Annotated in this window: 6 protein-coding genes; all 6 read right to left on the bottom strand. The window is 68.7% G+C overall.

Annotated features, from left to right (window positions below):
- Genes GGR62_RS14010 through GGR62_RS13985 form a run of 6 tightly spaced genes read right to left on the bottom strand, consistent with a single transcriptional unit; the run spans position 1 to position 11901 of the window.
- A complete protein-coding gene (locus GGR62_RS14010; protein WP_184408481.1) occupies positions 1 to 8025 on the bottom strand; it encodes a type I polyketide synthase in 8025 nt (2674 codons plus the stop codon).
- A gap of 31 nt (positions 8026 to 8056) precedes the next feature.
- On the bottom strand, positions 8057 to 9475 hold the full coding sequence (locus tag GGR62_RS14005; protein WP_184408480.1) for a class I adenylate-forming enzyme family protein: 1419 nt from the start codon (positions 9473 to 9475) through the stop codon (positions 8057 to 8059).
- On the bottom strand, positions 9472 to 10005 hold the full coding sequence (locus GGR62_RS14000; RefSeq protein ID WP_184408479.1) for a coronafacic acid synthetase: 534 nt from the start codon (positions 10003 to 10005) through the stop codon (positions 9472 to 9474). The genes GGR62_RS14005 and GGR62_RS14000 overlap by 4 nt, the downstream gene beginning before the upstream one ends.
- Entirely contained in the window at positions 10002 to 11144 is a 1143-nt protein-coding gene (locus tag GGR62_RS13995) for a beta-ketoacyl synthase N-terminal-like domain-containing protein (RefSeq protein WP_221229202.1), read from the bottom strand. The genes GGR62_RS14000 and GGR62_RS13995 overlap by 4 nt, the downstream gene beginning before the upstream one ends.
- Positions 11141 to 11638, bottom strand: a complete 498-nt coding sequence (locus tag GGR62_RS13990; protein ID WP_184408478.1) for a beta-hydroxyacyl-ACP dehydratase — start codon at positions 11636 to 11638, stop codon at positions 11141 to 11143. The genes GGR62_RS13995 and GGR62_RS13990 overlap by 4 nt, the downstream gene beginning before the upstream one ends.
- An 11-nt stretch (positions 11639 to 11649) precedes the next feature.
- Positions 11650 to 11901: an acyl carrier protein gene (locus GGR62_RS13985; RefSeq protein WP_184408477.1), complete on the bottom strand. Its 252-nt coding sequence runs from the start codon at positions 11899 to 11901 to the stop codon at positions 11650 to 11652.
- Positions 11902 to 11984: the final 83 nt, after the last annotated feature.

Below are 11984 nucleotides of genomic sequence, written 5' to 3'. Positions count from 1 at the left end.
TTACTCGTTGGGTCGCAGCGCGAGGGCAATGAGTTCATCCGCACTCGCCGTCTCGAGGTCGGTGGCAAGGGCCGTCGCGGCGGCCGGCGGAGTGACCGCTGGCTGCTGGGCAAGCTGTAGCAGCGGGGTGAGCAGACCCGCTTCCTGCAAGGCGTTCAGCGACAGGCTGGCGAACAGCGCCCGTACCTGCGGCTCGTCTACCACCGCGCTGTCCGCGCCGCTGGCATCGCTTGCGGGGAACAACTCGTCGCCCAGGTAGGCCGCCAGAGCGGCCGGAGTCGGCTGGTCGTAGGTGAGGGTCGCCGCCAGCCGCAGCCCCGAGGCGGTGGCCAACCGGTTGCGCAGCTCGAGTGCCATCAGCGAATCGATGCCGCTCTCCTTGAAGGTCGCGTCTGGTAGCACCTGGCCCGGATCTTCCAGGCCGAGGATGGCGGCGGCCTGGGTCGCGATGATGGTCTGCAACTGCTTGGTCCGGGCTTGTGGGTCGAGTCCAGCCAGCAACTGGCGCAGGTCCTGTACCTTGGCTGGGCCCTCGCTGCCACGCGCGCCGGGGCTGACACCCGCTAGGCGCTCGAACAGCGGGTGCAAGGTACCCGCCCGGGCGTTCTTGCGCAGTGTCTGCGGATTGAGTGGTGCCGCGACGAAGAGAGCCTGGGGGGCGGCGACCGCCGTATCGAGTAGCGCGTGGCCGTGCTCGGGGGTGATGGGGGCGAAGCCCGTCCGGGCGATCCGCGCATTGTCCGCCGCCGTGAGGCGGCTGGAGAGTCCGGTGACCGGCTGCCACCAGCCCCAGGCCAGGGAGGTCGCCGCCAGCCCCTGGCGCTGCCGCGTCTGCGCCAGGGCATCGAGGAAGCGGTTGGCCGCAGCGTAGTTGGCCTGGCCGGGACTGCCCAGGGTGCCGGCGCTGGAGGAGTAGAGGACGAACGCCGCCAGATCCAGCCGACGGGTGCGTTCATGCAGTATCGAGGCGGCGTCCGCCTTGGGCGCGAAGACCCGCTCCAGCTCCTGGGGGCCGAGGTTGGGCAGGGTGGCGTCGGCCAGGACCCCGGCGGTGTGGATGATGCCGGTCAGCGGGTGCGCGGCGGGCAGCGAGTCGAGCAAGCGTTCGACGGCCTCGGGATCGGCCAGGTCGCAGGCTTCCAGCCGGACCTGGGCACCCGCGGCCTCCAATTCCTGGCGCAGTGCCAGGGCGCCTTCCGCCCGGGCGCCACTGCGGCTGGCCAATACCAGATGCCGGGTCTGCCCGGTGGCGACCAGATGCCGTGCCGCCAGGCTACCCAGGGTGCCTGTGCCGCCGGTGATCAAGACCGTGCCGTCCGGGTCCAGGGTGCGCGGCAGGGTCAGGACCACCTTGCCGGTGTGGCGCCCCTGCTGCATCCAGCGCAGGGCCTGGACGGCCTCGCGCAGGTCGAAGGCGGTGACCGGCAGGGGCGTCAGTATCCGGTCGTGCACCAACCCGAGCAGTTCGTCGAGCATCCGCCCGGTGTCCTGGGGATCCTTGTCCGGTCGATCCAGGTAATGATAGTGACGTCCGGGATATTGAATCGCGACCGCGGCGGGCTCGCGGACCTCGGTCTTGCCCAGTTCGATGAAGCGTCCGCCGCGGCCGAGCAAGGCCAGGGAGACGCCGATCGCCTCGCCGGTCAGGGAGTTGAGCACCACATCCATCCCCTGTTCGCCGAGCTGGGCGCCGAAGCGTGCGGCGAAGGTCAGATCCCGTGAACTGGCGAGGTGATCTGGAGCTATGCCCAGGGCCTCCAGGATCGGCCATTTGTCCGGATGGGCGGTTGCGAAGACCTCGGCACCCAGATGCTTCGCCAACTGGATTGCCGCCTGGCCGACACCACCGGCGGCCGCGTGGATCAGCACCCTGTCACCCGGACGCACCTGCGCGAGTCGGACCAGGCCGTAGTAGGCGGTCAGGAAGGCCACCGGGAAGCCGGCGGCCTGGGCGAAGGTCCAGTCGGCGGGCAGTTTGCGCGCCGCGCGCTGGTCGGCGACCAGCAGCGGGCCGAAGGCGCCTTCGCTCATGACCAGAACCCGATCGCCGGGTTGCAGAGCGGTGACGCCCGCGCCGACTTCGGTAACGATGCCCGCGGCTTCCGTCCCCAGTTTGTGTTGCGGCGGAATCAGCCCCAGGGCGCAGACCACGTCGTAGAAATTGACCCCGGCGGAGCGCACCGCCAGGCGTATCTGGCCGTTTTCCAGCGGGGCCTCGGCCTGGGGTTCCGGTTGCAGCGCCAGATCGTCGAGATTGCCCGCGCGCGTGATCTCCAGGCGCCAGGCGCCGCCGCCCAGCGGCGGCGTGAGGCTGCTGTGCTGGCTGCTGCGGGTCAGCTGCGGAACCAGCAGTTGGCCGCGGCGCAGGGCCAACTGGCGCTGGTCGCTGGCCAGCACGGCCTGCAAGGGCGCCGGGTCGGCCAGGGGGCCATCGGTGTCCAGCAACAGCAAACGCCCCGGATTCTCGTTCTGCGCGCTGTGCAGCAACCCCCAGAGAGCCGCATGAGCCGGATCGACGGCTTCACTGGCGACCGTCGCGTTGGCCTTGCGGGTCACCACCAGCAATCGGCTATCGGCCAGACGCTCCTCGGCGAGCCAGGCCTGCAGCTGGGCGATCACCTCGGCGCACAGCTGGCGGGTGGCCAGGGCGATGTTCGCGCCCGGTGCCTCAGGCAAGCGCCAGACCAGCACCTCGGGTGGCGTGGCGGCGTCCAACGCCTGGCCGAGGGCCACCAGCGAGGGATAGGTCGGCGCACCGAGTCCTGGCTCGTCGGCGCCGATCTGTGCCCAGCGCGTTACGGCGCGTGGCGCGCGCGGCCGTGTTGGCAACTGGCTCCAGGTGAGCCGCAGCAGGTCATGGGCGGGCTGGACCCGGGCCAGGTCGCGCAGGGTGTCGCGGGAGGCCGAACGCAGCTGGAGCGCGGCAATGTGCAGCAGGGCGTTACCCGTCTCGTCGTAGGCGCTGATCGCATAGGTCTCGGCCCCGGTACGCTGGAGCACGGCGCGGAGCTGGCGCGGGCGATCCGCGGCTGCGCTGATGCCGGTGAACGCGAAGGGCAGCCGTAAGGGCGCGGCGGTCTCTTCCTCAGGAAGGGCCAAGGGATGCAGGGCCGCATCCAGCAGGGCGGGGTGCAGGATTTGGGCGCCGGTGGGCAGGGCTTCGGGGAGGATGACCTCGACATAGGTCCGTTCGCCGTCCCGCCAGGCGGCGGTGAGTCCCCGGAAGGCCGGACCATACTCGTAGCCGGCCTCGCTGAGCCGCTGATAGAGCGTGGCGCTGTCCAGCGGGGTGGCGGCCAGCGGTGGCCAGGCCTGGTCGAGCGGAGCGAGCGTCTCGGGGGCGGTCGGCGCCAGTTGCGCACTGGCGTACAGGACCCAATTGGCGGCGGCATCGGCATGCCGTCTGGCATGCAGACTGGCCTGGCGCAGGCCGTCGACTTCCGCCCGACTCACCGTGAGCAAGAGATCGATCTGCCCCTGTTCCTCCAGCACCAAGGGCGCCTGCAGCGTCAGCTCCAAGAGGTGGTTGCAATCGGTCTGGGCCGCGGCGAACAGCAGCATGTCCAGGTAGGCGGTGCCAGGTAGCAGCACCACACCGGCCGCGGCGTGATCCGCCAGCCACGGATGGGCGCCGAGTCCAAGGGTGCCGGTCAGCAGCAGGCCACCCTCGGGTAGATCCACGGCCGCGCTCAGCAGCGGGTGCTGGGTGGCCCGCTGGCCCGCACCGGCGACATCGGTCGGTCCCTGTCCGGTGAGCCAGAAAGGCTTATGGTCGAACGGGTAGGTAGGCAGCTCGACGATACGCCCCTGGGGATACAGCGCCCGCCAATTCAACGGGTGGCCCTCGGTGTAGAGCTGCGAGAGGCCGGCCACCAGGCAATCGACCGCAGGCTTGTTGCGTTGCAGCGAACCGAGGCTGCTAGCCTGGTCGCCAACCGTCTCTTCCAGCGGTGGCAAGAGGACCGGATGGGGACTGCATTCGATGAAGGTGACATCGCCTGTGCGGCTCAGCGCCTGGGCCGCGTCGGCGAAGCGCACCGGCAGGCAGAGGTTGTCGCACCAATAGGTCGCGTCTAGCTGGCGGCCATCCAGGGGGATGGCTGGGTCGTGTCCGGCGACGGTGCTGTGGAAGGGGATCTGCGTCGCCTGGGGACGCAGGTCGGCGAAGCGCGCCAGCAACTGGGGACGCAGGACTTCGATTTGTGGGGAGTGCCCCGCCACGTCGACCGCGACGCGCCTGGCGACGATGCGTTCGCGTTTGCAAGTTTCCAGGAGTCGCGCGATGGCATTGGTTGCGCCGGAGATCACCGTGCTGCTGGGACTGTTGAAGACCGCCAGGGTCAGCGAGGCGTCCACCCGCTCGGCCAGTTCGGCGGCCTGCTGCTCCGGCAGGACGACACTAGCCATGGCGCCGGTGCCGGCCTGGGCCAGCATCAGCTTCGAGCGTATGGCCAGGATCTTGACCGCATCCTCCAGCGTCAGGGCCCCGGCGATATAGGCTGCGGCGATCTCGCCTTGCGAGTGACCGATCACCGCGTCCGGGGTGCAGCCCAGCGACTGCCAGAGGCGCGCGATGGCCACCATCACCGCAAACAGGGCGGGCTGTACCACATCGATGCGCTCAAGCGAAGGCATACCTTCCTCGCCACGCAGCACCGCGAGCAGCGACCAGTCGACATAGGGCTGGAGCGCGGTCTCGACCTGGTCGATGGTTTGGCGATAGACGGCGAAGGCAGCGTACAGCTCCATTCCCATGGCCGCCCATTGGGAGCCCTGGCCGGGAAAGACGAAGACCCGCTTGCGCGCCCGGGCGTGCGCCGTACCCTGCAGCAGGCCTGGGTGGTCGGTACCGCTCGCCAGCGCCTGCAAGGCCTCCAGGAGCTCTTCGCGCGAGGAGCCGCGCAGCGCGGCGCGGATTGGGAAGCCACTGCGCGAGACGCCCAGGGTGTAGCCCATATCGCCCGGCGCAAGCTGCCCGTGCTCGAGTAAATGGGCATTCAGGCGCGCCGCAGACTCGCGCAGGGCTTCGGCGCTCTTGGCCGCCAGCGGCCACAGCGGCGCCTGGGTCTCGGGCATCTGGCGGGCGCCCGTTGCCGGAGGGGCGACGTACTCTTCGACGATCAGGTGCGCATTGGTGCCGGAGACGCCGAATGAGGAAATCCCGGCGCGGCGTGGTCGGTCGGCTACGGTTGGCCAGGGGCGCCGTTCGCTGAGCAGCTCAATGGCGCCGGTCGACCAATCCACCTCGGTGGAGGGCGCGGTGATGTGCAGGCTGCGGGGTAGGATGCCCGTGCGCAGCGCCATCACCATCTTCATCAGACTGGCGACCCCGGCAGCGGCCTGGGTATGGCCGGTGTTCGATTTTATCGAGCCCAACAACAGCGGCCGCTCCGCCGGGCGCTGCCCATAGGTGGCCAGCAGAGCATTGGCTTCGATGGGATCGCCCAGGCGGGTGCCCGTGCCGTGGGCATCGACGGCATCCACGTCCTCGGGCTGCAGACCCGCATTGGCCAGGGCATGGCGAATGACCTGCTGTTGCGCGGTGCCATTGGGGGCGGTCAGGCCGTTGGAGGCGCCGTCCTGGTTGACGGCGCTGCCGCGGATGACGCCGAGGATCAAGCGACCCTTGGCCTGCGCCTGGGAGAGGCGCTCGAGCACCAGCATGCCGACGCCTTCGCCCAGACCGACGCCATCGGCCGACGCCGAGAAGGCCTTGCAGCGCCCGTCCGGGGCCAGGACCCGTTGCTGGGAAAAGTCGATCAGCACGCCGGGTGTCGGCATGACCGTGACGCCGCCGGCCAGCGCCAACTGGCAGTCATTGCTGCGTAGCGCCTCGCAGGCGGTATGGATGGCTACCAGCGAGGACGAGCAGGCGGTATCGATCGCCAGCGCCGGTCCCTGCAGGCCCAGGCAGTAGGACACCCGGCCCGCGGCGACGCAGGTGGCCGTGCCCATGTAGCCATAGCCGGTCACGTCCTCCGAGGCGTGCTGGATCTGGGTGCCGTACTCGGTACCCATGATGCCGACGTAGACCCCGGTCAGTGAGCCGTGCAACGAGGCCGGGTCGATCCCGGCACGCTCGAGGGCCTCCCAGGACACCTCCAGCAGCAGCCGCTGTTGCGGTTCCAGCGTCAGTGCCTCGCGCGGCGAAATGCCGAAAAAGGCCGGATCGAAGACCGAGGCCTCGTGCAGGAAACCGCTGGTGCGGGTGGCGATCTTGCGGAACCGCCCGGGCTCGGGATCGTAGAGCTTAGCGATGTCCCACCCCCGATCGGTCGGGTACTCGCTGATCCCATCCCGCTCTTCCATCAGCAGCGCCCAGAGCGCTTCCGGGCTAGTGGCGCCGCCGGGATAACGACAGCTCATGCCGACGATGGCGATGGGCTCGTCATGGTGCGCGCCCGCCGCGACGGGGGCGGCCTGGCGCTCGCTCGGCGACAGCAGCCCGAGCACGCCGCGTAGATAGGTGACGACGGCTTGAGGCGTGGGGTGGTCGTAGACCAGGGTCACCGGCAGGCTGACACCGACCGCGGCCGACACCGCCTGGGCGAATTCGACCACATTCAGCGAGGTGAAGCCGCAGTCGCGAAACGACTGGGTCTCGCTGGCGAACGGCTGGCCGACCAGCGTTGCCATCTCCTGCGCCAGCAGCTTCAGCAGCAGCCGGCGTTGTTCCGGCTCACCGAGTTGGGCGAGGTGAGCCGAGGCGAAGGTATCGTCAACCGCCGTGGTGGCCTGGGGCTCTGGGGGTGCCACCGACGTCGACCATTCCGGCAGCAACCGCTCGATCGCCTGCGACCAGTCCACGGGGGCGCCATGCACGAAGGCATGGGCCAGGGCCTGGAGCAGGCTTTCGCGATCATCCTTGCGCTGGTCCAGAGTGGCTACCGCCCCGCCGGCGACACCAGCGCCACGCAGGGCGTCGTCGATGAGCGAGGTCAGCACCGGATGCGGGCTCACCTCGATGAACAGGCGGTGCCCATCGGCGATCAAGGCCTGCAGGCTGTCTTGGAAGCGTACGGTTTCGCGGAGGACGCGGAACCAATAATCCGCATCCAGACACTCGCCGTTCACCCGCTCACCGCAGACCGAAGAGTAGTAGTGCACCTGTCCGGCCAAAGCCTTGGCCGGGGCGCGCGACGTCACGGCGTCGCGCAGCGGCTCCACCTGTGGCCCATGGCCGGCGACCTGGCCGCCGGGTACGCGCCAGGCCCAAAAGCCAGCGTCTGTGAGCCGCGTCTGCAACGCATCGAGGTCCGCCAGGGTACCGCTCAAGGTCACGCTGCGCGGTGCGTTGATGGCCGCGACGCTGAGGCTTTCCTGGTTGCCCAACAAGGGCTGGATGTCATCCAGCGCCGCGGCGACCGACAGCATTCCGCCCTGGCCTTCGATGGCAGTGAGCGTCTCACCCCAGAGGGCGGTGAGCGTGGTACCGCTGGCCTCGTCCAGATAGCCACCCACGCAGGCGGCGGCGGCTTCGCCCACGGAGTGACCGATCACCGCTGCTGGCGCGATCCCGAAGGCTCGCCAGGTGTCCGCCAGGCTGCAGGCCAGCGCGAATTGCAGCGGCTGGATGCGCACGAGGCGATCGATGTCCTCGCCCTCGGCGAGGGCCCGCGCCGGATTCCAGCCGATCTGAGCCTCTATGAGATCGCCATGGCGGTGCAGGGCCTGCTGGTAGCCTGGCAGGGCGGCGCTCAGTCCGGTCGTCATCCGTGGCCATAGCGGTCCCTGGCCCGGAAACACCAGTACCGGCTGCCGCACCTGGTCGGCGCGGCCCAGCACCTGCTGCCTCGTGGTCCTGCCGCGGGCCAGCATCTCCAGTCCCTTGAGCAGGCTGGCCTGATCGGTGGCGAAGAGCGCCGCGCGGTATTCGACGTGGTCGCGTGCGAGTTGCTGTCGGCAGAACAGCTGCCATTCGGCGAAGGAGCGTGTTGCGTACTCGGTGCGCAGGCGTTGCGCGGTAGCGGCGAGCGCCGCAGGGCTGGCATCCGACAGAATCAGGGGCACGGTGAAGGTGGTCACGGGCAGACTCCTGCAGAAATGTTGGAAGCAGTTAACGGCGGCCTTTTTGCCAGACGGCGTGCTGGGCGAAGGTCACGTCCAGCCGATCCGGTTGCTCTGCGCGCACCAGGATCCTGGCGAGTTGTCGGCGCAACGCTCGTTCATCGAGGTCGGGGTCGTGGCTTTGCACATCGAGGATCAGCGCTACCTCGTTGTCCGCTACGGCGTTCGGCTGCACCCAGGCCTGGGCACTGACGATCCCCGGCAGGCTTTCGACGATTTCGCAAATCGAGCGGGGGCAGAGCTTTTCCCCCCGGCGCATGACGAAGGTCGGATTACGCTGGCGGAAGAACAGATAGCCGTCCGCATCGATATGGAAGAGGTCACCGGTGGCGACCAGGCGTTTCTGGCCGCGCAGCGCGGGCAGGCAGGTCGCTTCGCCGTCAGTGATGCGCCGCTGCATGGCGGTGTCGGTGACCACCAGCAGTTCCCCTTCGCGAGCACCCGGCGCGCCAGCCAGCTCGACCTCGACCTGCGGTAACGGCCGACCGACAGAGGCGTACCGTTCGGCCGGCTCGAGGTGCGCGGCCAGTGTCGCAACGCGCGGGCCGGCCTGGGTCAGGCCATAGGTCAGATAGAGCTCGAGATCCGGGTTACGGGCCAGCAGCCGCGGCACAAGCTCGGCGGCCAACGCATCGCCCCCGATCGTCAAGCGGCGTAGTGAGGGCGGCAGCTCATCCAGGCCCGCCGCGCACAACGCCGTGATCATCACGGGCGTCAACGAAGACAGGGTGATGCCGAGGTCCTGGAGCCTGCGGTGGTAATGGATCGGGGTGAACGGCGGGGTGGCCAGAACCACTTCGTTGCCCAGGGCGTAGCTGCTGAGCAATTGCGCCACGAAGGCGAAGGAGTAGAACAGCGGCAGGTTGATCAACAGCCGGTCGGCAGCGCTTTGGCCGATGGAGGCCGCATGTCGCCTGGCATTGAGCAGCAGCGCCGCGCTGTCGAACACGCAGCCGCTGAAGATGCCGGACGTCCCTGAGGTGAGCAGCACCACTTCGCCCGGTTTGTAGGTGAGAGGGCTGACGTCTTTCAGCCGCGCCCATTGCAGGTCGGTCGACAGCCGTCCGGCTTCCTGCGCGTCTAGCGCCTTGATGGCGGCGCCGCCGGGCAGGATCAACAGGTCGGCGCCGAGCAGCATGGCGATGCGGCGAAGGCGCCCGGGCGGCGCTGCGTAGGGCAAGGGGGTCGGCACCGCGCCTAGGAGCAGCAGCGCGAACAGCAGAGCCACGAAGTGGGACCCGTTGGGCAGCGCCACCAACACCGCGCGCCCGGGCTTGACCCCGAGACGCTGCAAGCCCTCGCACAGGGCGGCGAATTCCTCGAAAGGCTCGCGTCCGCTGCCCGCCTCCAGCGGCAGCACCCGCTCGAACAGCGCCTGGACGCCTTGTGCATCGACCACCACGGTCATGGGTCCATCCGCTCGGCCTGCGGCTTCAGCAAGGTGCAGCGCACCCGGTGCTGGGTGCCAGCCAGCTCGTGGGCACTCACCAGGACATAGCTGGCGGCGCCGCTATCGAGCCAGTCCTGGGCGAGCAGGGCAGCCGGCACCAGGCCGTCCTGGGGCGGCATGGACAGCACCATGCTGGGACCGCTGAAACGCAGCAACTGGCCTGGCAGGCTGCAGACCAGTCCCGGACAGGCACCGGAAAAACGCAGCGGCGACAGGCGATTCCGGCCCAGGTCGCGAGCGATATGCTGCATGGTGTGCAGGGTGCAGATGTCGCTCACGACGATATGCCCCACCGTCTGGCAGGCGGTCAGCACCGCATCGCGGCAGTTGTCCAGGGCGCGCTCCACGGCCTCGAACACCAGCCAGGACAGCGGATCGGCATAGGCGGAGGTTTTTTGCGCCGCGCCTGCCGCTGAGCCAAGGGCGGCCAGAGACTCCGCTTGGCCAAGGGCGCTCAGGTGGTAGGCGCTCCAATCGAGTTCGGTCATCGCCTCGCCTCCCGCGCCCGTTGAAAGACCAGGCAGGTATCGAAGCCACCGAAGCCCAGGGTCACGCTGATGCCGACCTCGGCGGGACAGGCGAGCGCCGTCCGCATGGCCAGCGGCAGGCTTATCCCCGCCAGGGGATTTTCAAGTCCAACGATGGGCGGTACCTGCTGGTGAGCCAGCGCCAGCAGGAGACTGATGGCCTCCAGCGCGCCAGTGGCGCCGAGCGTATGGCCGAAGGCACCCTTGGTGCCGAACAGCAGCGGCGGGCGTGGCGAACCGGCGAACAGTTCGCTGTAGGTTTTGGCCTCGACCTCGTCGTTGAGCCGCGTGCCGGTGCCGTGGATGCTGATGCAACCGACCTCACGGGCGGTGAGGCCCGCGCCGTGCAACGCGCGTTGTACGGCCAACGCCAGACAACCACCCGACAGGTCCGGCGCGACCGCGCTCACGGCGTCGTTGGCCGAGCCGGCCCCGGCGAAGATGCCGTAGGGCCGCGCGCTGCGGGCCAGGGCGGAGGCCTGAGTTTCCAGCACCAGAAAACCCGCACCTTCGCCCAGCACAGTGCCGCTGTGCGCGCGATCGAAGGCGCGCAAACCATCCGCCGCCAGCGTCCCCAGTTGCGAATGTCCGAGCCGTTTGGCCGGCGTGAGGATGTCCGCACCGCCGCACAGGCAGACATCGGCGAAGCCCCTGCGAAGCAGGCTCAACCCAAGCAAGAGGGCGTCGGCCCCGGCCGAGCAGGCGGTGCTGACGGTGATCGGCGCGCGCTGGCAGCCGGCCTCTCGCGCCGCCGCTACCGCCCAGCGGGAGAGCGAGTCGGTCTCCGGCACATCCAGGTGGTGCCCATAGCTGGTGGCCAGGACCGGCACCACCTCGGCGGTAGCCCCAGCTAGTCCGGCGTCCTGCAACGCCCGGCGCAGGGTCGTCACCGTCAACCGGTGCTGCCGCTCTGCTAGTGGAAGGGCTGGATCCAGGTCTGGCAAGGGCGAGGCCAAGGGACTGCGCAGCGCCATGGGGAAGTCGACCGCGCGGATGCCCGAGCGACCGGCGAGCAGGCTTTGCCAGACGCCCGCCAGGTCGTCGCCCAGGGTGGTCGACCAGGCCATACCGGTGACCCATGCCTCCACGGGACGGCTCACCATAGGTGCTCTCCCAAGTCGGCGAGCGACTTGCGGACCAGCGAACCTTTGAGCATCCCGACGCTGCGATCGTCCACCGTCGCTCGGCAGTTGAAGGTAAAGAAGTCCGGCCGCAGGCTTTCGCAATCGAGCTGGAAGATCACCAGGTCGCCCGGTACCACGGGGCGGATGAAGCGCGACTTGATCGAGCCGACCAGAGTGACCTCATCGTCCGCCAGGCGCGAGGTCGATAGCTGGAACAGGATGATCGCCGACTGCGAAATGGCCTGCATCAGGTGGCTCGCCGGATAGATCGCCCGCTCCGGGAAGTGACCGGCGAGCGCGTCAGTCTGGCCCGACACCGCCATCAACGTCTTGATCTGGACGCCAGGCTCGTAGTCGAGCACACGATCCAGATACACCATTGGGTGACGATGGCGCAGCCAGGTCTTGAGTTCGGTGAAACCCATGGTGCGTGGTGCATGGGGCTGCTTATCGCTCGCCGGAAGGCTCATGGCGATCGCCCTCACTTGGCCTGCAGGGTGGTCAGCAACTGGGCCAGCGCATGCACCGAGTCGAAATGCTGCGGATTGAAGTCCTCGTCCTCGATCTTGACGCCGAAGGCGTATTCGCACTGGGCGCGCAATTCACTGAACCCGAGAGAGTCCAGCCCCAGGGCAGTGCGCAGGTTGGCGTTGAGGTCGATATCCGCGCGGGGCGTGCTGATGAACAGGTCATCGACCAGGATGTCGACGATGTTTTTTTCGATCTCGTTCACGTTGAGAACTCCAGCGGTGGGCAAAGGGTTGGTGTCGGGGCCGCTGTAGAGCCGGTCCCGCAGGCAATGCGCGTCACTGAAGG

It is taken from the genome of Xanthomonas sp. 3075 (genome assembly GCF_014197275.1).
Classification (GTDB): Bacteria; Pseudomonadota; Gammaproteobacteria; order Xanthomonadales; family Xanthomonadaceae; genus Xanthomonas; species Xanthomonas campestris_B.
This window is presented reverse-complemented; position numbering and strand designations above follow the sequence as displayed.

Coding starts and splice junctions, on each gene's coding strand:
- GGR62_RS13990 (WP_184408478.1), bottom strand. CDS start 11,638: ATGAGCCTTCCGGCGAGCGATAAGCAGCCCCATGCACCACGCACCATG.
- GGR62_RS14000 (WP_184408479.1), bottom strand. CDS start 10,005: ATGACCGAACTCGATTGGAGCGCCTACCACCTGAGCGCCCTTGGCCAA.
- GGR62_RS14005 (WP_184408480.1), bottom strand. CDS start 9,475: ATGACCGTGGTGGTCGATGCACAAGGCGTCCAGGCGCTGTTCGAGCGG.